20 protein-coding genes and 1 tRNA gene are annotated in these 21,257 nt (G+C 71.9%); 18 read left to right on the top strand and 3 right to left on the bottom strand.

Translation table 11 applies throughout. The features are described from left to right. Positions 1–17: 17 nt before the first annotated feature. From Actkin_RS00395 to Actkin_RS00420, 6 genes are all read left to right on the top strand, one after another. Entirely contained in the window at positions 18–1,223 is a 1,206-nt protein-coding gene (locus Actkin_RS00395) for an acyltransferase family protein (protein WP_258905415.1), read from the top strand. Positions 1,224–1,988: 765 nt separating this feature from the next. After that, positions 1,989–2,651: a peptide-methionine (S)-S-oxide reductase MsrA gene (msrA, locus tag Actkin_RS00400; RefSeq protein ID WP_258905417.1), complete on the top strand. Its 663-nt coding sequence runs from the start codon at positions 1,989–1,991 to the stop codon at positions 2,649–2,651. A 51-nt stretch (positions 2,652–2,702) separates the two neighbouring features. Continuing rightward, positions 2,703–4,274: a serine/threonine-protein kinase gene (locus tag Actkin_RS00405; protein WP_258905418.1), complete on the top strand. Its 1,572-nt coding sequence runs from the start codon at positions 2,703–2,705 to the stop codon at positions 4,272–4,274. Positions 4,275–4,285: 11 nt separating this feature from the next. Beyond that, complete coding sequence (locus tag Actkin_RS00410; RefSeq protein WP_258905420.1) at positions 4,286–5,644, top strand: DUF2252 domain-containing protein; 1,359 nt, start codon at positions 4,286–4,288, stop codon at positions 5,642–5,644. Between the two features lie 12 nt (positions 5,645–5,656). Continuing rightward, the gene (locus Actkin_RS00415) at positions 5,657–7,177 is read left to right on the top strand and encodes an Eco57I restriction-modification methylase domain-containing protein (RefSeq protein ID WP_258905421.1); all 1,521 of its coding nucleotides are present in this window, start codon (positions 5,657–5,659) and stop codon (positions 7,175–7,177) included. Between the two features lie 64 nt (positions 7,178–7,241). Then, positions 7,242–7,628 carry a hypothetical protein gene (locus tag Actkin_RS00420; protein ID WP_258905422.1) on the top strand — a complete coding sequence of 129 codons (387 nt, stop codon included), beginning with the start codon at positions 7,242–7,244 and terminating at the stop codon, positions 7,626–7,628. A 252-nt stretch (positions 7,629–7,880) separates the two neighbouring features. Here the strand turns inward: Actkin_RS00420 and Actkin_RS00425 are convergent. Beyond that, positions 7,881–7,953, bottom strand: a tRNA-Gly gene (locus tag Actkin_RS00425). Between the two features lie 233 nt (positions 7,954–8,186). Between Actkin_RS00425 and Actkin_RS00430 the strand changes: the two genes are divergently transcribed. From Actkin_RS00430 to Actkin_RS00485, 12 genes are all read left to right on the top strand, one after another. Beyond that, positions 8,187–9,602 carry a sigma-70 family RNA polymerase sigma factor gene (locus Actkin_RS00430; protein ID WP_258905423.1) on the top strand — a complete coding sequence of 472 codons (1,416 nt, stop codon included), beginning with the start codon at positions 8,187–8,189 and terminating at the stop codon, positions 9,600–9,602. A 111-nt stretch (positions 9,603–9,713) separates the two neighbouring features. Further along, positions 9,714–10,151 (top strand): DUF983 domain-containing protein, encoded by a 438-nt coding sequence (locus Actkin_RS00435; protein ID WP_189208951.1) that lies wholly within the window; start codon positions 9,714–9,716, stop codon positions 10,149–10,151. Positions 10,152–10,182: 31 nt separating this feature from the next. Then, entirely contained in the window at positions 10,183–11,046 is an 864-nt protein-coding gene (locus Actkin_RS00440) for an Fpg/Nei family DNA glycosylase (RefSeq protein ID WP_258905425.1), read from the top strand. A 42-nt stretch (positions 11,047–11,088) separates the two neighbouring features. Further along, positions 11,089–12,336 carry a sensor histidine kinase gene (locus Actkin_RS00445; protein WP_189208949.1) on the top strand — a complete coding sequence of 416 codons (1,248 nt, stop codon included), beginning with the start codon at positions 11,089–11,091 and terminating at the stop codon, positions 12,334–12,336. Between the two features lie 39 nt (positions 12,337–12,375). Continuing rightward, on the top strand, positions 12,376–13,254 hold the full coding sequence (locus Actkin_RS00450; protein WP_258905426.1) for a S49 family peptidase: 879 nt from the start codon (positions 12,376–12,378) through the stop codon (positions 13,252–13,254). A 105-nt stretch (positions 13,255–13,359) separates the two neighbouring features. Continuing rightward, positions 13,360–14,181: a LytR/AlgR family response regulator transcription factor gene (locus Actkin_RS00455; protein WP_189208947.1), complete on the top strand. Its 822-nt coding sequence runs from the start codon at positions 13,360–13,362 to the stop codon at positions 14,179–14,181. Positions 14,182–14,203: 22 nt separating this feature from the next. Next, positions 14,204–14,614, top strand: coding sequence for a hypothetical protein (locus Actkin_RS00460; RefSeq protein ID WP_189208946.1), 411 nt, complete (start codon positions 14,204–14,206; stop codon positions 14,612–14,614). A gap of 22 nt (positions 14,615–14,636) precedes the next feature. Continuing rightward, the gene (locus Actkin_RS00465) at positions 14,637–16,421 is read left to right on the top strand and encodes a sodium/solute symporter (RefSeq protein WP_258905427.1); all 1,785 of its coding nucleotides are present in this window, start codon (positions 14,637–14,639) and stop codon (positions 16,419–16,421) included. A gap of 252 nt (positions 16,422–16,673) precedes the next feature. Continuing rightward, positions 16,674–16,991, top strand: a complete 318-nt coding sequence (locus tag Actkin_RS00470; protein ID WP_258905428.1) for a DUF485 domain-containing protein — start codon at positions 16,674–16,676, stop codon at positions 16,989–16,991. Beyond that, positions 16,991–18,613: a monocarboxylic acid transporter gene (locus tag Actkin_RS00475; protein ID WP_258905429.1), complete on the top strand. Its 1,623-nt coding sequence runs from the start codon at positions 16,991–16,993 to the stop codon at positions 18,611–18,613. Before Actkin_RS00470 ends, Actkin_RS00475 begins: the two co-directional genes overlap by 1 nt. A gap of 72 nt (positions 18,614–18,685) precedes the next feature. Continuing rightward, complete coding sequence (locus Actkin_RS00480; protein ID WP_189208942.1) at positions 18,686–19,006, top strand: rhodanese-like domain-containing protein; 321 nt, start codon at positions 18,686–18,688, stop codon at positions 19,004–19,006. Then, positions 19,007–19,903, top strand: a complete 897-nt coding sequence (locus tag Actkin_RS00485) for a DUF4328 domain-containing protein (RefSeq protein WP_258905430.1) — start codon at positions 19,007–19,009, stop codon at positions 19,901–19,903. It abuts the gene before it with no gap. 50 nt (positions 19,904–19,953) lie between these two features. Here Actkin_RS00485 and Actkin_RS00490 read toward each other — a convergent pair whose 3' ends face one another. Then, positions 19,954–20,703 carry a hypothetical protein gene (locus Actkin_RS00490; protein WP_258905431.1) on the bottom strand — a complete coding sequence of 250 codons (750 nt, stop codon included), beginning with the start codon at positions 20,701–20,703 and terminating at the stop codon, positions 19,954–19,956. Beyond that, entirely contained in the window at positions 20,700–21,191 is a 492-nt protein-coding gene (locus tag Actkin_RS00495) for a SigE family RNA polymerase sigma factor (RefSeq protein ID WP_258905432.1), read from the bottom strand. The genes Actkin_RS00490 and Actkin_RS00495 overlap by 4 nt, the downstream gene beginning before the upstream one ends. Between the last annotated feature and the right edge of the window lie 66 nt (positions 21,192–21,257).

Genomic DNA, 21,257 nt, shown 5'->3' on the forward strand with positions numbered 1-21,257 from the left:
ATCGGGAGGGAGCCTTGGTGGCGATCGGGGGCAGGTTCGTCGCCGCAGACCGGGCTCAATGGCGCAGGGCGAGCGCGCGCGACGGATTCGGCACCCTCCGCATCGTGGCGGCGGTCCTGGTGATCGTCGACCATTGCGCGCCCCTGACCAACCACGGCGGCAGTGTGCTCCCGACCTGGTTGGGGATCGATCTGGGCGCGGTCATGGTCGCCGCGTTCATGGCGCTCAGCGGCTACCAGGTGATGGGCAGCTGGCGACGGGACCCGAACCTGTGGCGGTTCACCGTCCGCAGGCTCCTGCGGATCATGCCGGGGCTGGCGGTTGTGCTGCTGGCCAGCGTGCTGGTCCTCGGCCCGATCATGACCGAGCTGTCGGCGAGCGCGTACTTCGCCCATCCGAACACCTGGTCCTACCTCGGGAACAACCTGCTGGTCTTCCCGATGCAGTACTCGCTCCCCGGCGTCTTCCCCGGCCACCCCGTCCCGCACGCGGTCAACGGCTCACTGTGGAGCCTGCCCGTCGAGCTCCTCGGCTACGCCCTGGTCGCGCTGTTCGGCCTGCTGGGCGCGGTGCGGCGACGCTACATCGTGGTGCTGGGAGCCGTGCTGTTCGCGGCGGTCTTCGAGCGGGCGATCACCAACCAGGTCGAGCTGCCCCGGGTCACCCTGGAGGTGCTCACGCTCCCGCTGGTGCAGTATCTGGCGATCTACTGCGTGGGGATGGCCGCTTACCTGTTCCGGGTCAAGTTCACCTGGTGGGGTCTGCTCCTGTGCGTCGGCGTCGAGATCGTCATGCACGGCTCGGCGGCGGTCGAGGTGGCCCGCCTGGTCACCGTGCCCTACGTGATGCTGACGCTGGCCTCGCTGATGCCTCGTCGGCTCTGGCTGCCGCCCGCGCTGACCATGGCCAGCTACGGCGTCTACCTCTACGGGTTCCCCACGCAGCAGGTGATGGTCTACGCCGGGGCGTCGACCCCGTTGACGGTCGCGCTCCTGTCCGTGCCCGTCGCCCTCGTCCTCGGCCTGCTCTCCTGGCACATCGTGGAGCAGCCCGCTATGCGCCTGCGGTCGGTGCTGCTGCGCGAGCGCAAACCGGGTCAGGACGGGGGCAGCACCGAGCGCACGAAATTGGTGATGCCCGCCAGCTCCTCCTCCAGCCCCTCGGTCTCGGCGCCGACCGCCCTGGAGACCCCGATCCGCACCGTGAACCGGTCCGAGGCGTAGACGACCCGCTGGACGACGTTGCGGTCGGTCGTCTGCGTCATCCTCGGCAGGCCGTTCACCGCCCCGTTCTCCGCGTAGCCGTCGCTGGCGAGCTGGTGTCGCTGGTCCTCGGCGGTGGTGGCGGCCTGACTGGGACCCGCCAGTTCGGCGATGATCACCCCGTAGCCGGTCGAGCCGCTGGTCGAGCCCAGGAAACCGACCCGCTGGACCCCGGCGGCGCGCAGCAGGTCCGCCTCGCCCGGGGCCAGCAGCCTCGCGTCCAACGCCTGGTCAAGGCCGAGCACGCCGCTGTTGGCGTCAGGGACGCCCGGGAGCGGGCCGATGATGCTCACCACCGCTTCCAGCGGTTTGGCGGACACCGGGTTGTCGAGCGGCTCCGGGCCGTCGTCGCCCAGCACGACCAGCCACAGGCCCACCGCCGCCGCGACCATGACGACCAGCGCTATCGCGCCGATCAGGATCTGATGGCCGGTCGAGGCGCCCGTGATGGGGGCTTCGCGCCGCTCAGCCGGGCCGGGGTCGGCAGGCGCCTGCGCGGCACGCGGGTCGGGCCCCGGCTCCCGGGCCGGGACCGAGGAGGCCGAGGCCAGGATCTCGTCGCGCTGCGCGCGGTACTCCGCCGCCGAGACGCTCTTGGCCGCGAACCGCTCGTCCAAGCGCTGAAGATCGTCCTGCCAAGTCATAGGCGTATCGTTCCACTGGCCCACCGCGCGCCCCACATCGTGGGCGGTGCCCGTTCACCCGACGGAACGTAAAGTGGGTTCCATGGCTCTGTTCGGTCGGTTGAAGAACGGCATGCCCGCGCCCGGCGACGCGCTTCCGGGGCGGCCCGAGCCGATCCCGGGCGTCCCGCAGACCCACGCGCTGTTCCCTGAGCGCCGCATCCAGCCCCCGTTCCCGGACGGGATGGCGACCGCGGTGTTCGGCCTCGGCTGCTTCTGGGGTGCGGAACGGGTCTTCTGGCGGACCCCCGGTGTCTACTCGACGGCTGTCGGCTACACCGGCGGTTACACCCCGAACCCCACCTACGAAGAGGTGTGCAGCGGGCGCACCGGCCACACCGAGGCAGTGCTCGTGGTCTACGACCCCGCGGTGGTGTCCTACGCGGAGCTGCTGAAGATCTTCTGGGAGTCCCACGACCCGACGCAGGGCATGCGGCAGGGCAACGACGTCGGCACGCAGTACCGCTCGGGGGTGTATTTCAGCGAGCCGGGGCAACGACAGGTGGCCGAGGAGAGCCGAGCGGCCTACCAGCAGGCCCTGGCGGCCCGCGGCTACGGCCAGATCACGACCGAGTTCGCCGAGGCGGGGCCGTTCTACTACGCTGAGGATTACCACCAGCAGTACCTGCACAAGGTCCCCCACGGCTACTGCGGTCTCGGTGGGACCGGCGTGAGCTGCCCGGTGGGACTGGCCACCGACGGCTGACCCGCCCGATACGATCCCCGCGTCCTCAGCTGGGGATGTCGAGGGGGACTGATGCGGGTGGTCGCGGGCCGGTACGAGGTGCTCGGCGAGTTGGGCCGGGGCGGCATGGGGGTGGTCTGGCGTGCCCGTGACCGCGTCATCGGCAGGCTGGTGGCGCTCAAGGAGATCCGGGGCGACGACCAGCGCATCCTGCGGGAGGCGCAGACCGCGGGTCGGTTGAACGACCCGGCGATCGTCGCCGTGCACGACGTGGTGACCGAGCCCGGCGCGACCTACATCGTCATGGAGCTGGTCGAGGCGCCCACGATGGCGGACCTGATGGCCGCCCGTGCGCTGCCGCATGAGCAGGTCGCCGCCATCGGACTGCAGGTGCTCGGCGCGCTGGAGACAGCGCACGCCGCGGGAATCGTGCACCGCGACGTCAAGCCCAGCAACATCATGGTCCTGCCGGACGGGCGCGCCAAGCTGGCGGACTTCGGCATCGCGCGGGCACTGGACGATCCCGGCACCACCACCAAGGGCGGGATCATGGGGTCGCCCGGGTACATGGCGCCCGAGCTGTTCACCGGGGCGGGGCCGTCTCCGGCGTCGGACCTGTGGGCGCTGGGCGCCACCCTGTTCCACGCCGTCGAGGGACGGTCGCCGTTCCAGCGCGACACCACGGCCGCGACGCTGCACGCCATCCTGTACGACCCGCCCGCCCACCCGTCCTGCGGCGGTCCCGTGGCCGCGGCGATCTCCGGACTGCTCACGCGGCCCGTCGAGTCCCGGCTTTCCGCCCACGAGGTGCGCGCGCTGTTGAGCGGCCAGGCCGACGACGTGACGCGGGTCGTGCCTGAGCAGCCGACGCAGTACATCGACCCCGTCGTGCCGCCGACGCCGCAACTCCCGAGTTGGTACGAGCCCGAGGAGCCCCCGCGCGGCCGACGGAAGCGGACCGGGCTCATCGTCGCGGGCGCGGGCGTGCTCGTCGTCGCGGCCGCCGCGACCGTCGTCATCGCCCTGCGACCCGACGCCACGTCCGGGACCGCGGCCCCCTCGTCCCCGGCGTCCACCACCGCCACCTCGGCGGCCGCGCCGGTCACCGCGTCGAGTCCGGCCGCCGCCTCGACCTCGCCGAGCCCCACCCCGACCTCGACACCCGCCACCTCGACCGAGGCCGCGAGGCCGCGGACCACGACAGCAGTGCCGGACACCGGGCAGCCCGCCCCCGTCGACCCGCCGCCCGGCGCCGAGCAGCCGCGACGGACCGCGCTGCCCCTCGTCCGCCACAACCGGGCGGGCTCGCCCGGGCACTTCAGCGCCACCGCCAACGTCGCGGCGCCTGCGGGCTTCGTTCGCGAGGCGGTGCTGGGCGCGCTCGTCGCCGATGCCGAGGAGGGGACACGGGAGCTCTACGCCTGCCAGGTGACGGGCAAGAGCGACTGGTTCTCCTCAGTGGACCCCGGATGCGAGGGCCAGCAGGTGATCGGGTTCCTCGGCCACATCTTCCGCGGCCCGCCCGCCGGCGTGGACTCGCACCCGGTCTACCGCTGCAACGCGGGCGCGGATCATTTCGACTCGGTCTCATCGACCTGCGAAGGCAAGAAGGTGGAGTTCCGCATCGGCTACCTCATCGGGTGAGATACCCGCTTATGGACAGACGGGTCGCCAGGCAGTTGGGTCGGTGGGTGGAGCCGGAGGAGGTCTTCGGCCGCGGTCGGGCCCTGCGGGAGGCCGTCGGGCTCGACGCGCACCGGAAGGTGCTGCTCGCCGCTGACCGGCCGTCCGTCGTCGACTTCATGCACGCGTCGAACGAGGGGCGCATCCCCGGGTTGGTGCCGCTGCGGGTGGGGCGGATGCTCGCCTCGCCGTTCGCGTTCTTCCGGGGCAGCGCCGGGCTGATGGCCGCCGACCTCGCCGCTGGGGTGCGCAGCGGGGTCGAGGCGCAGCTGTGCGGGGACGCGCACGCTGCCAACTTCGGGCTGTACGGCACGCCCGAGGGGCGGATCGTGATGGACGTGAACGACTTCGACGAGACCGTGCCTGGCCCGTGGGAGTGGGACCTCAAGCGGCTGGCCACCAGCATCGTCCTCGCCGGGCGCGCGGGCGGGGTCGAGGAGAAGGCGTGCCGGACCGCGGCCGAGGACGTCGTCAAGTCCTACCGCAGGACCATCGACCACCTCGCCGAGCTGCCCTTCCTGGAGTCGTGGACCGCGCTCGGCGACGAGTCGGTGCTCAGCAGGGTCGACGCCGACGCGCTCACCGACGACTTCGCCAAGGCGGCGAAGAAGGCCCGCAAGAACACCAGCGCCAAGGTCGCCGCGCGGTGGACCCAGCGCGGCGAGGACGAGCGCTGGCGGTTCGTCCCGGACCCGCCGGTGCTCACCGAGGTGACGCCCGGCACGTGGCAGGCCGTCGTCGACGGGCTCCCGGACTACGTCGACACCCTCCGCGAGTCGCGGCGGAACCTGATCATGCGCTACGGGGTGTCCGACGTGGCGTTCCGCGTCGTCGGCACCGGCAGCGTGGGGCTGCGCAACTACCTGGTCCTCATGCACGGCAACGGCGACGAGGCGCTGGTGCTCCAGGTCAAGGAGGCGCGGCCGTCCGCGCTGGCGCCGTACGTCGGGCACCGGGCCAAGCACGAGGGCAAGCGGATCGTGCACGGCGCGCGGCTGGTTCAGGCCGAGAGCGACATCCTGCTGGGCTGGACGACCGTCGACGGCAGGCACTTCATCGTCCGCCAGTTCCGCAACCGCAAGGGCGAGATCGACGCGACGACGCTGGCCGCCGACCACCTCGACGACTACGGCCGGTTCGCGGGCGCCCTGCTGGCCCGCGCGCACACCCGCTCGGTCGACCCGCGCCTGCTCTCCGGCTACTGCGGCCCCGCGCTGGACGAGGCCATCGGCGGGTACGCGGTGGAGTACGCCGACCGCACCGAGGCCGACCACGCCGAGCTGGCCGCCGCCGTGCGGGCGGGGCGACTGGACGCGCACGGGACGCCGTGATCCGATGCGGCGGTGGACCGCAAGCGGCACGGACTGCACTACACCCCGCCCGCGCTGGCGGCGTTCGTCGCCGAGCGCGCGCTGGCGGCCGCCCCCGACCGGCCGCTGCGCGTGCTGGACCCGGCGTGCGGGGACGGGGAGCTGCTGGCCGCGGTCGCCGCGCTCGCGCCGGACGCCGTCCTCACCGGGTACGACGTGGACGAGACCGCCGTCGCCACCGCCCAGCGGCGTCTTCCGAACGCGGCAATCGCCCACAAGGACTTCCTGGAGAGCCCGCCGCCCGAGCGGTTCGACCTGGTGGTGACCAATCCGCCGTATGTGCGGACGCAGTTGCTGGACGGGCGGGCGGCCGAGCTGGTCAAGCGGTTCGGGCTGCGCGGCCGGGTCGACCTGGCGCACCCGTTTGTCGCCGTGGCGCCCAGCCTGCTTGACGACGGTGGCGTGCTGGCGCTGTTGTGCTCCAACCGTTTCCTCAGCACGCGCGCGGGCGAGAACGTGCGCACGGTGCTGACGCGCGATCTGACCGTGCGCGAGGTGTTCGATCTGGGGGACACGCGGTTGTTCGCCGCCGCGGTCCTGCCCGCGGTCGTGGTGGCGGTAAAGGGGGGAGCGAGCGCGCCTGCCCGGTATGCCACGGCGTACACAACGGACTCACCTGCTGACGGGAGTGACCTTTTCGCCGCGCTGCAAGCGGAACGGGACAGTGTCGTCGCGGTTCAAGGTCGGCGGTTCGCGGTTTCGGTGGGCACGTTTGACAATTGGAGACTGTCCACACCGGATAGAGATGACCGCCGCAGCCGGATCGCCGAGCGGACCTGGCGCACGGTCGGCGATGTGGCCAACATCCGCGTCGGCATCAAGACCACCGCCGACAGCGTCTTCATCGCCGACTGGGACACCGTCGAGCACCGACCGGAGGACGAACTCCTGCGCCCCCTGCTCTGCCACGGCGACCTCCAGGCCTGGACCCCGCCCGCGCCGCCGACGCTGCGGGTCCTCTACCCGTACCTCGACCGCCCGAGCCGCCAGGTGGTCGACCTCGCCGACTACCCGCGCGCCGCCGCCTACCTCGCCGCCCATCGCGAACGCCTCGAGGGCCGCGCCTACCTGCGCAAAGCAGGCCGCGCGTGGTTCGAGATCTGGGTCCCCCACCGCCCCGCCCGCTGGCGCGAACCCAAGATCGTGTTCCCCGACATCAGCCCCGAGCCCCGCTTCACCCTCGACCGCACCGGCGCCATCGTCAACGGCGACTGCTACTGGATCAGCGTCACCGACACCGGCGAGGACGTGGCCCACCTCATCCTCGGCGTGGCCAACTCCTCCTTCGGCGTCCGCTTCTACGACGAGGTCTGCGGCAACCGCCTCTACGCGGGCCGCCGCCGCTGGATCACCCAGTACGTCTCCCGCCTCCCCCTCCCGGACCCGGAAAGCCCCGCGGGCCGACGGGTAATAACCGCGGCCCGCGCCCTTGTGGCGGGCGAAGGGGACCGCGCCGCCGTCGATGAAGCGGTGGAGTCAGCTTTTCGGACGTGACCGCCCTTGGTTTCGAGATGTAAGCCGGTAACTGCATAGTGCTTCTGCACAGGTGAGGGGTTGAGTGTTGAAGGTCGACGGGATGGCCCCATGCGGTGGCTCGACCGTGGAAGTTGATCCCTGGGTGCCGTTGAAGGTGTCCTGGCACGTCAACAGGGATGTGCAACCGCTCTACCTGTTCGTCGCGGGCACCTCTGGCGGCTACCTGGAGCTCAAAGTGCATCCCGAGTCGGGAGCTTTCTCAAGCCTGACTGTCATCGATCTCCCGGTAGAACTCGAAGCTGTCGAGATGAAGGCTCCGGCGGAGGTTCGCGACGGGCTCGTCCCAATTCTCGATGTGACGTCATGGGGATGCGAGTCAGGTGTCCTCCGGAAAGCGGGTGGTCAGATCGCAAGGTGCGCTGACCTGCTGGAGATCGCCGAGCCAGTTCGTTCTCGGTTTCTCGACTGAGCACCCAGAGGTGGGCGTTCATGTGGTCCGGTCGCGATCGAGGTCTCGGCGAGTGGAGGGTTGGTGCGCCTCATCGCGGCGACTCAGTCGGCCGTACCGCCTCGGGGGGAGGAGGGCCTGGGCGGGGCCGCTGAGACGGCAAGCAGGACGCGCGAGGCGTCGATCGCGTCGGTAGCGATGGGCCTCGTCGGTGAACCTGGGTGCCAGACAGCACGAGAGCCCGGATCGTGGTGATCCGGGCTCTCGGGGCGGAGCGGACGACGGGATTCGAACCCGCGACCCTCACCTTGGCAAGGTGATGCGCTACCAGCTGCGCTACGTCCGCGTAGCGAGGAGAACTATAACCGCTGTCGAACCGGTCGTGACGCGGGGGTGCCGGTGGCGTCCCTTCGGGGTGGTGGGTCCCTCCTGCTGTGGGAGCGCTCACTAGTCCGATCGGGTGAGGTCGATCGTCGGTGATCCCTTACCGTTATTCACGGTTATGGGTCGTGGGTCACCCGAATGTGGCATGTTGTTCGGGATTGCCACGGGGCGGCGTGCGAGGAGGTACCGGGCCGGATGAGTTGGAGCGACCGGCCCGCCGAGGAGCCGGGGACCACCGGATGTCCGCAGGACAGCGCCCTGCTGGCGCGGCTGCGGGCCGGTGAGGACGCCGCCTTCGGCGAGTTGTTCTCCCGCCACTGCGACGCCGTCCGGCGGATGGCGCTGGGGCTGGTCTCCGACCGCGCCGAGGCGGAGGACCTGGTCGCCGAGGCGTTCTTCCGGGTCCTGCAGGCCATCCGCCGCGGCTCCGGACCGGTCGACAATGTGCGGGGCTACCTGCTGATCGTCGCCCGCCGCGTCGCCTGGGAGTGGAACGGGCGCCGCCGGGACGTGCCGGTCTCCGACGAGGAGCTGGACGTGCGGGTGGGCGCGGACCCGGACAACACCGGGCAGTCCACCGAGCGCAACCTGATCACCCGGGCGTTCACGAGCCTGCCCGAGCGCTGGCGCAGCGTGCTGTGGAAGGTCGAGGTCGAGGGCGAGCGGCCCGCCGTGGTCGCGGGCAAGTTCGGGCTCAGCCCGAACGCCACCGCCGCGCTCGCCCGCCGCGCGCGGCAGGGGCTGCGCGCTGCCTACTTGCAGGCCCACCTCACCACCGAGACGCGGCCGATCGGCTGCCGCCCGGTGCTGGAGAAGCTGGGCGCCTACACCGCGGGCGCGATCAAGGGCGCCGAGCGGCACCGGGTCAGCACGCACCTGTCCGTCTGCCCGTCCTGCACCTCGATGTACGACGAACTCCGCGACGTCTGCTCCGGACTGCGCGCCCACGCCGCCCACCTCGTCGTCCCCGTCGCGGGCATCGGCCTCTGGCAGCAGGTCAAGGGCTTCCTCGCGGGCGCGAAGACCCAGGTGGCGCTGGCGGGCGCGGCGGCCGTCGGCGCGCTCGGGCTGGCCCTGCTGCCCTGGGGCGAGTCGGACTCGGGTCCGCTGGCCTTCGACGACCTCGACGCCGACGAGGGCATCGTCCTCACCGACGACAGCTCCGCCCCCACCGCGCCCGCGATCGTCCCGACGACCGGCCAGCGGCTCCCGCAGCAGCGCACGGACACGATCGCCGTCGACGTCCCCGCCGCGGACGTGACGACCACCGACTCGCCCGCCACCCGGCGGGAGGGCGTCGCCCGGTCGTCCTCGTCCTCCGACGTCCCGCCCCTCGCCGCGGGCGGCACCACCTCGGGCACGCCCGCCCTCGGCGCCCGGTCCGAGACCGAGCCCTACGACGAGAGCCTGCCGGTCGTCTACGAGTACACCTCCACCCACCGGACGTGGCGGATCTACGACGACCGCGAGGTCTACACCCTCACGACCAAGCACACCCGGGTGAACACGGCCGACCAGACGACCGTGGCCACGACGACGACGGCTTACACCAGCATGCGGCCCACGTCGGACGCCCAGCTGATGAGCACGCCCGCGCCCGCGCCACGTTGATCAAGTAACTCCTCGGTGCGACAATCGGTGGCAGACCGCCGCCGAGGGGGTAACGTGGCCTTTCGGTGTCACGGATAGTGGTGTTCCGGTTACCGCGCCGAAGGGCTGAACATGACGCGCCAGGTACGCGACGCGAACGGCAGGCTCTGGACCCTGGACGGCACGCTCGAATGGCGGACCCCCGCCACCGAGGACGACTTCGAGCACGACGTGGCGGCGGGCTACCTGCCCGGGGTCTTCATGCTCGTCCTGATCGCCGTGCTGGCCATCGTGCTGGTCACCTGGATGCCCGCCGACGTCGTCGTCCCCGGCTGGCTGGTGCTGCTCCTGCTGCTCGTCGCCCTGTTCTTCCCCGCCCGCTGGGCGCTGCGCAGGCCGTGGACGCTCACCGCCGAGACCGGCGACGACGGCGACGGCGAGCCCGTCGAGCGCTGGGTCGGCACGGTCCGCGGCTACTTCAACGCCCGCGGCGAGATCGCGCAGATCGCCAAGAACCTCCAGCGCGACGCGATGCCCGGCTGGGAGAGCGTGCTCAAGCCCGTCGAGTGACAGACCGGCGATCTCGGGCGAGACTGGTCGCGTGCCCGAGCTGCCCGAGGTCGAAGCCCTCGCCCACCACCTGCGCGAACACGCCGTGGGACGCACCGTCGCGCGCGTCGACGTCGCCTCGCTGAGCGTGCTCAAGACCGCGTCGCCGCCGTGGACGGCGCTGCACGGGCGTGTCGTCACCGGGGCGGGCCGCCAGGGCAAGTACCTCGACCTGGACTGCGACGGCGTCCACCTCGTCGTGCACCTGGCCAGGGCGGGCTGGCTGCGCTGGTCGGACACCCTCTCGGCGGCCCCGCCGAAGCCCGGCAAGGGCCCGCTCGCGCTGCGCGTGCACCTGGGCCCGCCCGGCGAGGGGCCCGGGTTCGACCTGACGGAGGCGGGCACGAAGAAGGGCCTTGCCGTGTGGATCACCGAGGACCCGGCGTCGATCGAGCAGATCGCCACCCTCGGCCCGGACGTCATGGGCCTGACCCGCGACGAGTTCGCCGAGCTGCTCAGCGGCCGCTCCGAGCGGCTGAAGACGGTGCTCACCAGCCAGCGCGTGATGGCGGGCATCGGCAACGCCTACAGCGACGAGATCCTGCACACCGCCCGGCTGTCGCCCTACGCGACGGCGGGGAGGCTCGACGATGCCGCGATCGACGAGCTCTACGAGGCTATGCGCGGCGTGTTGACCAGCGCGGTCGAGCGGTCGGTCGGCCAGGCCGCCGCCCGGCTCAAGGGGGAGAAGCGCTCCGGCCTGCGGGTGCACGCCCGAACCGGTCTGCCCTGCCCGGTCTGCGGGGACACCGTGCGCGAGGTGTCGTTCGCCGACAAGTCGTTCCAGTACTGCCCGAAGTGCCAGACCGGCGGAAAGCCGCTGGCCGACCGACGGATGTCCCGGTTGCTCAAATAGCCTGGCCTTGTCACACCCGGGGCGGAACGGGAGCATGACCACGTGGCCGAACTGCTGACCGAGCGCGCCTTCATCGGCGTGGCCGCCACGCTGCTCGTCCTGGGCCTGTTCGTGGTGCTGTGCAGGCCCCGCAAGTCCGGCTCGGTGCAGGACGCCGTGCTCGACGCCGTCCAGCGGCTGTCCAAGGCCGCCCCCGGCCTGCGCGGCGGGCTGACCGAGCAGGCCGCCGACCAGGCGAGCAAGCACCTGCTGGAGCTGCTGAACAACGTCGCCGTGGGCGTGTGCGACGCCGACGGCAGGCTGATGTCGTGGGACGGGCAGGCCAACGACCACTACGAGGACCTGTCCGCGGCGATCATGGAGGTCGTGCAGCACGGCACGCGGGCGCACGTGAAGCACGAGAACCTGCAGTGCCGCAACCGCGGGAGCTGCCCGATGCGCGCGGCGGTGATCGTCCCGCTGATCGTCGACGGCCAGATCGAGGGCGCGCTGATCCTGGTCGGCGGCGTCGACAGCAGGCGGCTGATCCGCGCGGCCGACGAGGTGGCGACCTTCCTGCAGGTGCAGCTGGAGCTGGCCAAGCTCGACGAGCAGAAGCAGCAGCTGGTCCAGGCCGAGATCCGGGCGCTGCGCGCGCAGATCTCCCCGCACTTCATCTACAACGCCCTGAACACGATCTCCGCGCTGATCCGCTCCGACCCCGAGCAGGCGCGCGAGCTGCTGCAGGACTTCGCCGACTTCACCCGCTACTCGTTCCGCACCTCCGGCATGTACGCGACGCTGGCCGACGAGCTGGCCAACGTCGAGCGCTACCTGACCATCGAGTGCGCCCGCTACGGCGACCGGCTGAGCGTGCGGTTCCGGATCGCGCCGGAGGTGCAGTCCGTCGTCGTGCCGTTCCTGGTGCTGCAGCCGCTGGTGGAGAACGCCGTGCGGCACGGCATCGCCAAGAAGCCCGGCGGCGGCACGGTGAGCGTGTTCGCCGACGACAACGGCTCCGAGGCGCTGATCACCATCGAGGACGACGGCGTCGGCATGGACGCCGAGCGGCTGCAGCGCGACCTGCGCGACGCCCACAAGACCGGCTCGCACGTCGGCGTCGGCAACATCAACCAGCGGATGCGCCAGATCTTCGGCGACACGCACGCGCTCATGGTCGACACCGCCCCCGGGCAGGGCACCAAGATCACCGTGCGGGTGCCGAAGTTCTTCCCCGGCGTCAGCATCGGGGAGACGCCCTTCGCCGTCCAGGACGCCGAGCACACCGGCCCGCAGACCGCGATCCGCTGAGACACCGCGTTCACGCGGCCCGACGTAATGTGGGTCGGTATGAGCGAGCGTGCGAGCGTGACGGAGAAGTTGGTTGCCCGCCTGCCCCGCATCGGCGACCGGTCCGACCGCGGACCCGTCGTCGCCGTCGTGCGGCTGCACGGGGTCATCAGCCCGACGCCGACCCCGCTCGCCGCCCGAGGGGTGATCAACGCGACCACCGCGGAGACGCCGCTGACCCGGGCCTTCGACCACGACCGCCTGGTCGCCGTCGCGCTGGCGGTCAACTCCCCCGGCGGCGCCCCCACGCAGTCGGCGATGGTCGCCGAGCGGATCAGGGAGCTGGCCGACAAGCGGGGCGTGCCCGTGCTGGCCTTCTGCGAGGACGTCGCCGCGTCCGGCGGGTACTGGCTGGCGTGCGCGGGCGACGAGATCTACGCGCACAGCTCGTCCATGGTCGGGTCCATCGGCGTGGTCTCGGCGGGGTTCGGGCTGGCCGGGCTGCTGGAGCGCTACGGCGTCGAGCGGCGGGTGCACACCGCGGGCACGCGCAAGGTCCGCCTCGACCCGTTCCAGCCGGAGAACCCCGAGGACATCGCCTGGCTCAAGGACCTGCAGGGCCAGCTGCACGAGCAGTTCGTGGGCTGGGTGCGCCAGCGCCGCGGCGGCAAGCTGGCAGGCACCGACGACGAGCTGTTCTCCGGCGAGGTCTGGACCGGGCTCAGGGCGAAGGAGCTGGGCCTGGTCGACGGCATCGGGACGCTGCGCGCGGTGATCGGCGAGCGCTATCCGGACGCCGAGATCGCCGTCGCCGCGCCCAAGCGGCCGCTGCTGGCCCGCATCGGCGTCGGCGGGCCGGGGATGTCCACTGCGGACCGGATACTCGCCGCGATCGAGGCGGTCGAGGCGAAGGCCACCTGGTCCCGGTTCGGGCTGTAGGACGCCACGAAACCGTAAACACAGCGTCACGATTGGTCGTCTTCGTTCACCCGCTGGGCGGACCGGAGGTTTGGCCGTAGACAGGCGCGGTCCACACTCGGCAAGATGCGGATCACCGTGAGTACCGCGAACCCCACCTCCGGCCTCGTCGTTCTGGCCGTCGACGACGAGCCTGCGGGCATGGACCTGCTGGAGGAACGTCTCAACGGCAACCGGCACGTGCGCCGGGTCATCAGGGCGTTCGACGCGACCGAGGCCCTGCTGACCCTGGCGGGCGACGACAGCGAGCTGGCCGCCCGCAAGCAGGCGGGCATGCCCGTGGTCGACGCCGTCTTCGCCGACCTGGACATGCCCGGTCTCACCGGGATGGAGCTGGCCAAGGTGCTGGCCGGGTTCTCCCCGGCCCCGGTCCTGGTCTTCGTGACCGCGCACGCCCACGAGGCGGTCAACGCCTTCGACCTCGGCGCGGTCGACTACCTGCTCAAGCCCGCCGAGCAGGACCGCATCAACAAGGCCGTCGAACGCGTCCTCGCCAAGATCGACCGCGACGGCGCGGGGAAGCAGGCCGTCGTCCCCGAGCAGCGCGACGACGAGGTGATCCCGGTCGAGCTGGCGGGCACCACCAAGCTCGTCTCCCGCGCGTCGGTGCGCTGGGTGGAGGCCCAGGGCGACTACGCGCGCCTGCACACCTCCGACGGCTCGCACCTGGTGCGCATCCCGCTCGCGCAGCTGGAGGAGCGCTGGGAGAAGGCGGGCTTCGTGCGCATCCACCGCAGCTACCTCGTCCCGCTGAGCCTGATCACCGAGCTGCGCATGGGCGGCTCCGGCTACTCGGTGGTCATCGGCCACGAGGAGAAGGTGCTGCCGGTCAGCCGCAGGCACACCCGCGAGCTGAAGGACCGCCTGGTGCGGGGCCAGGGCCGATGAGCGGGACGGGCGAGGGGGTGTCGTGAGCAAGCACGCGGCGGGTGACGGCCAGGGCGCGACGCCAGGCCCGTCCGCCCGGCCGCGCCGCAAGCGGGTCATCCTCGCCGACTCCGGCGCGCCGGTCACGCTGCTGCGCACGGTCGACGAGCTGGAGGAGCAGACCAGCTGGGCCGAGGAGGTCGTCAGCGAGTTCATCCGGACCAAGATCCGCTCGGCGTGCCTGCTCGCGGGGCTGGCCGTCGGCGTGCTCGGCGTGCTGCCCGCGCTGTTCTTCCTGGTCCCCGCGCTGTCGCAGGTGACCGTGGCGGGCATGGCGCTGCCGTGGTTATTGCTCGGGATCCTGCCGTTCCCCCTGCTGTTCGGCATCGGCTACTGGTACAACGTGCTGGCCGAGGAACACGAGAAGGCGTTCGTCGGCATGGTCGAGAAGTAGCCTTCCCCGGCGGACGTGGCGGATGGACTTCAACTACTGGGCGACCGGCAGCATCGCGTTGATCAGCGTCGCCACCTTCTCGCTGGGGTTCCGCAGTTCGCGGCAGGCCAACACCACACAGGACTTCCTGGTGGCGCGCCGGACCGTGCGCTCGCGGCGCAACGCGGCGGCGGTGTCGGGGGAGTACCTGTCCGCGGCGTCGTTCCTCGGCGTCGCCGGGCTCATCCTCAAGGACGGCACGGACGCGCTGTGGTACCCGATCGGCTTCACCGCGGGGTACCTGGCGCTGATGCTGTTCGTGGCCGCGCCGCTGCGCCGGTCCGGGGCGTACACGCTGCCCGACTTCTGCGAGTTCCGGCTGCGCTCCGCCGGGCTGCGCAGGCTGGCCGCGATCTTCGTGATCTTCATCGGGATGCTCTACATGGTCCCGCAGCTGCAGGGCGCGGGGCTGACGCTGCAGCACATCATCCCCGGCGTCCCGACCCAGCTCGGGGCCGCGCTGGTCGCGGTGCTGGTGACGGTCAACGTGGTCAGCGGCGGCATGCGCGCGATCACGCTGGTGCAGGCGTTCCAGTACTGGGTCAAGCTGTTCGCCATCGCCGCGCCCGCGTTCGTGCTGTGCGCTGTGTTCATCGGGGACGGTGGCGCGCGGGGACTGGGCGCGACCGGGCTGTCGGAGCCGCTGCCGCCGCGGTTCACCCACGGCGCGACGATCAGCGTGGAGACGCCCGTCGTGCTCTCCGTCGAGGCGCCGGTCCGGCTGATCGCCGAGGGCACCGTGGACGGCATGCCCGCCGCGGGCGAGACGTACTGGAGCCCCGGGACGCACCAGGTGGCCGCGGGCACCCGGCTGACCTTCGAGGCGGGCGACCCGGTGCCGGTGGTGCGCGGGGCCGTCGGCGACAACGCCGACTGGCTCAGCCCGGCGTCGGACACCGACGACCTGCTGACCACGTACTCGCTGATCTTCGCGCTGTTCCTGGGCACGATGGGCCTGCCGCACGTGCTCGTCCGCTTCTACACCAACCCCGACGGCCAGGCCGCGCGCCGGACCACGCTGCACGTGATGCTGCTGCTGGGCCTGTTCTACCTCTTCCCGACCGTGATGGGCGCGCTGTCGCGGATCTACCTGCCCGAGCTGCTGGTGACCGGGCAGACCGACCGGGCGATGTTGCAGCTGCCGATGGCGGTGGTGGACAACGTCGCAGGCGAGATCCTCGGCGCGGTGATCGCCGCGGGCGCGTTCGCCGCGTTCCTGTCGACCTCGTCCGGGCTGCTGGTGAGCGTGGCCGGGGTGCTGTCGACGGACGTGTTCAAGTCGCGGGTGCGCGACTTCCGCCTGGCGACCGCGCTCGCGGGCGTGCTGCCGCTGGTCGCGGCGCTGCTGCTGCGCCCTGCCGACCTCTCGCTGAGCGTGGGCATGTCGTTCGCGCTGGCCGCGTCGACGTTCTGCCCGGTGCTGGTGCTGGGTATCTGGTGGCGAAAGATCACCTGGGTGGGCGCGGCGGCAGGCATGCTGACCGGCGGCACGCTCGTGCTGACCGCGTTGGCGCTGACCACCGTCAGCGGCTACACCGGCGGCTGGGCGCCGTGGTTCGTGCAGCAGCCCGGGCTGGTCACCGTGCCGCTGGCCTTCCTCGCGGTGATCGTGATGAGCAAGGCGACCCAGCGGCACATCCCGCCGGAGACCAAGCACATCCGGATGCGGATGCACGCGCCTGATCGGCTCGGCCTGATCCGCGACCGGGCGAGCGGTCTGGGCGGCGGCGGCGCGGCCCGCCACGCGCTCGGCCGACACCGCCGCTGACCCGTTCGGGTCGCTCTGCTATCGCCGTCGACATTTAGTGACGCCATTCCCGATCGGGTGAGAATGTGATCACTCGAATGCGGTACGAATGGCGTCTTATGCGGTATTTGTGACCCGCTTCACGATAATGCCGCTCGGCGCATCACCCGGCGGTTTGAACGATTTCGCCCTGATCGGAGGCATACAGTTCCCGCTGGTCGCCCCTAGGGTTGCCGATCGACTGCCCCGTCGCCGATCGCGAAGGAAGTGAAAGTGACTGTCACCTCGGAGGAATCCCAGTGGGAGCGGGTGCAGGCCGGGCCTGAGTTCACCGAGCTGCGGCGCAGGCTGCGCGGATTCGTCTTCCCGATGACGGCTGCGTTCCTGATCTGGTACCTGCTGTTCGTCCTGCTCGCCGATTACGCGCCGGAATTCATGTCCACCCGGGTGGTCGGCAACATCACCGTCGGCCTGCTCCTCGGGCTCGGCCAGTTCGTGTCCACATTCCTCATCACGTTCCTGTACGTGCGCCACGCCGACCGCAGACTCGACCCGCTGGCCGACCGGATCCGGACCGGCCTGGAGGCCTGATGACCCTCGCGCAGACGGCGCCCCTCGCCCAGGCGGAGGGCTCCAACACCACGCTCAACATCGCGATCTTCGCCGCGTTCGTCGCCGTGACGCTCGTCGTCGTCCTGCGGGCCAGCCGCAACTCGCGCACCGCGGCCGACTACTACGCCGCGGGCCGGGCCTTCACCGGCCCCCAGAACGGCATCGCCATCTCCGGCGACTACCTGTCCGCCGCGTCGTTCCTCGGCATCGCGGGCGCGATCGCGCTCAACGGCTACGACGGCTTCCTGTACTCCATCGGCTTCCTGGTGGCCTGGCTCGTGGCCCTGCTGCTCGTCGCCGAGCTGCTGCGCAACACCGGCAAGTACACGATGGGCGACGTCCTGGCCTTCCGCATGCGCCAGCGGCCGATCCGCGCCGCGGCGGCGACGTCCACGCTGGCGGTGTCGTTCTTCTACCTGCTCGCCCAGATGGCGGGCGCGGGCGGCCTGGTCGCGCTGCTGCTGGGCATCGAGGACAAGGGCGGCCAGGCGCTGGTCATCGCCGTCGTCGGCGCGCTGATGATCGTGTACGTGCTCATCGGCGGCATGAAGGGCACCACCTGGGTGCAGATCATCAAGGCCGCGCTGCTCGTCACCGGCGCCGCCGTGATGACGGTGTGGGTGCTGTCGAAGTACGGGCTGAACCTGTCCAGCCTGCTCGGCGCGGCCGTCGAGGCCAGCCCGCAGGGCGAGCGGGTGCTGGAGCCGGGCCTGCAGTACGGCGTCTCGGAGACCAGCAAGCTGGACTTCCTGTCGCTGGCGATCGCCCTGGTGCTGGGCACGGCGGGCCTGCCGCACATCCTCATGCGCTTCTACACCGTTCCGAGCGCCAAGGAGGCGCGTCGGTCGGTCGTGTGGGCGATCGCGCTGATCGGGCTGTTCTACCTGTTCACGCTGGTGCTGGGCTACGGCGCGGCGGCGCTGGTCGGGCCGGAGGCCATCCGCGCGGCGCCCGGCGGGCCGAACTCGGCGGCTCCGCTGCTGGCCGAGGCCCTCGGCGGGCCGGTCCTGCTCGGCTTCATCGCCGCGGTCGCCTTCGCCACGATCCTGGCGGTGGTCGCGGGCCTGACGATCACCGCGTCGGCGTCGTTCGCCCACGACATCTACGCCAACGTGATCAAGCGCGGGCAGGCCGACGACAAGGTGTCCGAGGTGCGCGTCGCCCGGATCACCGCGGTGGTGATCGGCGGGCTGGCCATCGTCGGCGGCATCGCGGCCAACGGGCAGAACGTGGCGTTCCTGGTCGCCCTGGCGTTCGCCGTGGCGGCGTCGGCGAACCTGCCCACGATCCTGTACTCGCTGTTCTGGAAGCGGTTCAACACCACTGGAGCGTTGTGGAGCATTTACGGCGGCCTGGCGGTGTGCGTGCTGCTGATCGTGCTGTCCCCGGCGGTCTCCGGCGGGCCCAAGGCGATGTTCCCCGACGCCGACTTCGCCGTCTTCCCGCTTGCCAACCCCGGCCTGGTGTCGATCCCGGCGTCGTTCCTGCTCGGCTGGCTCGGCACCGTGCTCGGCAGGCCGGGCGACGGCGGCAAGTACGCCGAGATGGAGGTCCGCGCGCTGACCGGAGCGGGCGCGGAGAAGGCCACCGCGGCGCACTGACGTGAAGGGGGACGCCCCGACCGTCCCCCTTCACCCGCGCGCTACAGGGCGGCGTGGCAGCATCGATGCGTGATGAACGTGCCAGGTGTCGCAGCCTCGGAGATCCCGTCGGACGCCACCCTGCTCGACGTCCGCGAGCAGGACGAGTGGGACGCCGGGCACGCCCCGGGCGCCCTCCACATCCCGATGGGCGAGCTGGCGGGCAGGCTGGACGAGCTGCCGGACGCCCCGCTGCACGTCATCTGCCGCTCCGGCGGCCGCTCGGCCCGCGTGACGGCCTACCTCAACGCCAACGGCTGGGACGCCGTCAACGTCGAGGGCGGCATGCAGTCCTGGGCCGCGGGCGGCAGGCCGATGGCGGCCGAGACCGGGGCCCCGCCCGAGGTCGTCTAGGTGCGGCGCCCGCTGCCGCCGCTGCGCTGGGAGGCCACCCCGCCGCCCGGCGCCTATCCCGTCCCGCGCCCGCCGCGCCGGGTGCGCTACCTGGGCCCGCCCGCCTACCGCTCGGCCCCCCGCTGGGGCTTCCCCGCGCTGGCCTGGCGCCGCCCGACGCTGATCCCGGGCGTCGGCGACGCGCCGTCGCCGCCGGTCCGCGTCCGCACCCGGGCCACTCTCGCCATGACCGCGCTGTGGACGCTGGGGCTGCTGTCGCTGCTGGCCGCGGGCGCGGAGGTGTTCCGGTACGCGCTGCTGGTGCGGGCGCGCACGAGCGCGCTGGACCGGGACACGGTCGTCCTGTCGGACACGCTGGTCGTGACGAGCGCGACGCTGGCCGTGATCTGCGGCCTGTGGGCCGTGGCGACGACGCTGTGGTGGGCCTTCGCCGCCCGCCGCGCCGCGGGCGAGCAGGCCGGTTACCTCCCCGCGCGCCCGGACTGGCAGCTGCTGCCCAGCCTGGTGGTCCCGGGCGTCAACCTGGCCGTCGCGGGCTCGGTGATGGCCGAGCTGGAACACGCGGCCCTGTCCCGGCCCGCCGGCGACCGACCGCGTCCCACCCCGCTGCTGCGCGCGTGGTGGCTCGTGCTGACGCTGTGCGGGGTGCTGTTCGCGGCGGCGATCCTGTGGCGCTTCCGCTCCGGCGTGCAGGCCCAGGCCGACGGCGTGCTGCTGACGGCGGCCTCCGACCTGGCCGCGGCCGCGACGGCGGTCATGACGGCGCTGGTGGTGGCCCGGCTGACCGGCCTGCTGGTGCCGGTCGACCCGGCCGCGGTCCCCCGCCTGCGGCTGCTCCGCGTCGCGGGCGCCCCGGACCCGGGCAGGCGCGAGCGGCCCGCGACCGCCCGCCGGTAGGCACGCGGAATCGGCGGAAGCCGAGGCTTCCGCCGATGTCGTGCCCGCGTTCACCAAAGGTCGGAGGAGATGATCTCCCGCAGCTGGTCGCGCGTGAGCGGGGGAGTCGCGCCGAGCAGACCGCTGTTGCCCTTGGGCGACTCCGCGTTGCTGACGTGCATGTCGATGACGACGCCGTCCGGGCGGACGCGCAGGGCCATGTAGGTGACGCCCTCCGGGGTCGCGCCGCCGTGGTGGAACTCGCCCATGGTCAGCTTCGAGCCGTCGGGGAGGACGGTCACGGCGCACGCCTCGTGCGAGGCGCACCAGTCGACGTCGGCGGCCTGTGCGTCCCGGTACATCCCCAGGTCGAAGCCGCCGGTGACGCCGCCGGCGGTCAGCGTGCCGACGATGGCGGCCCCGTTGTCGGTCACCACGGGCTCCCCGCCGGACTTGTCCGGGGCGGTGATCGTCTTCGCCGCGCCGGTGTCGGTCACCGTGAAGGTGGCTGACCCGGCGAGCACCGCGCGGAACCGGTCGGACAGCTCCTCGTGGCTGGCCGGCAGCGGGGCGGGCGCCTGCGCCTCGGTGGTGGTCGTGGTCGGGGCCTGCGCGGGGGCGACCGGCTCGGCGGCGCGGCCCGGCAGCAGCACCGCGGCGGCGACCGCGACGCCCGCCAGCACGGCGACACCGGCGGCCACCGGCATCAGCCGCGACCGCGGCCGCTCCGACGGACGCAGGCGCGACTCGACGGGCACGGCGGCGTCGGCGCGCCGCTCCAGTTCGGCGAAGGCGTCGGTGAGGGCACGGAGGTCGGTCATCGCATCTCCACGAGAGGGGGATTGGTCATGGTGATCCGCAGGGCCGCCAAGGCCCGGGCGATCTGGCTGCGCACGGTGGACTCCCGGCACCCGAGCTGCTCGGCGATCTCGGCGTCGGGCAGGCCCGCGTAGTAGCGCAGCACCACCGCCGTGCGCTGCTTGCGCGGCAGTCCCGCGAGGCGCTGGATCATCGCGTCCCGCTCGGCGCGCTCCTGCGCGCCGTCGCCCAATCCGGTCAGGTGCGGCTCCACGTCGGCCCGCGGGATGGTCCGCATGAGCCGACGCCGCCAGGACAGGTAGTCGTTGACGACCATCCTGCGGACGTAGGCGTGCGGCTCGGCCAGCCGCGAGATCCGGTCCCACCGCTCGTACGCGCGGCCCAGCACGTCGCTCACCACGTCGTCGGCGAGCCACGGCTGACCGGTCAGCACTGTCGCGAACCGCATCAACGCGGGGCGCTGCAGGACCACGTACTCGGCGAACTCCATAGGCCACTCCGATCCGCGCCTGTGATTGCACCCCTCAACGGCGAAGCGGGCCCATCCGCTGCATGC

Origin of the sequence: Actinokineospora sp. UTMC 2448 (assembly GCF_024760565.1) — a bacterium.
Taxonomy (GTDB): domain Bacteria; phylum Actinomycetota; class Actinomycetes; order Mycobacteriales; family Pseudonocardiaceae; genus Actinokineospora; species Actinokineospora fastidiosa.

Excerpts from the sequence above, each read along its gene's own strand:
- Actkin_RS00435 (WP_189208951.1), top strand. The coding sequence starts at position 9,714 with ATGACGCGCCAGGTACGCGACGCGAACGGCAGGCTCTGGACCCTGGAC.
- Actkin_RS00405 (WP_258905418.1), top strand. The coding sequence starts at position 2,703 with ATGCGGGTGGTCGCGGGCCGGTACGAGGTGCTCGGCGAGTTGGGCCGG.
- Actkin_RS00455 (WP_189208947.1), top strand. The coding sequence starts at position 13,360 with ATGCGGATCACCGTGAGTACCGCGAACCCCACCTCCGGCCTCGTCGTT.
- Actkin_RS00495 (WP_258905432.1), bottom strand. The coding sequence starts at position 21,191 with ATGGAGTTCGCCGAGTACGTGGTCCTGCAGCGCCCCGCGTTGATGCGG.
- Actkin_RS00475 (WP_258905429.1), top strand. The coding sequence starts at position 16,991 with ATGACCCTCGCGCAGACGGCGCCCCTCGCCCAGGCGGAGGGCTCCAAC.
- Actkin_RS00465 (WP_258905427.1), top strand. The coding sequence starts at position 14,637 with ATGGACTTCAACTACTGGGCGACCGGCAGCATCGCGTTGATCAGCGTC.
- Actkin_RS00410 (WP_258905420.1), top strand. The coding sequence starts at position 4,286 with ATGGACAGACGGGTCGCCAGGCAGTTGGGTCGGTGGGTGGAGCCGGAG.
- Actkin_RS00430 (WP_258905423.1), top strand. The coding sequence starts at position 8,187 with ATGAGTTGGAGCGACCGGCCCGCCGAGGAGCCGGGGACCACCGGATGT.
- Actkin_RS00450 (WP_258905426.1), top strand. The coding sequence starts at position 12,376 with ATGAGCGAGCGTGCGAGCGTGACGGAGAAGTTGGTTGCCCGCCTGCCC.
- msrA (WP_258905417.1), top strand. The coding sequence starts at position 1,989 with ATGGCTCTGTTCGGTCGGTTGAAGAACGGCATGCCCGCGCCCGGCGAC.
- Actkin_RS00490 (WP_258905431.1), bottom strand. The coding sequence starts at position 20,703 with ATGACCGACCTCCGTGCCCTCACCGACGCCTTCGCCGAACTGGAGCGG.
- Actkin_RS00480 (WP_189208942.1), top strand. The coding sequence starts at position 18,686 with ATGAACGTGCCAGGTGTCGCAGCCTCGGAGATCCCGTCGGACGCCACC.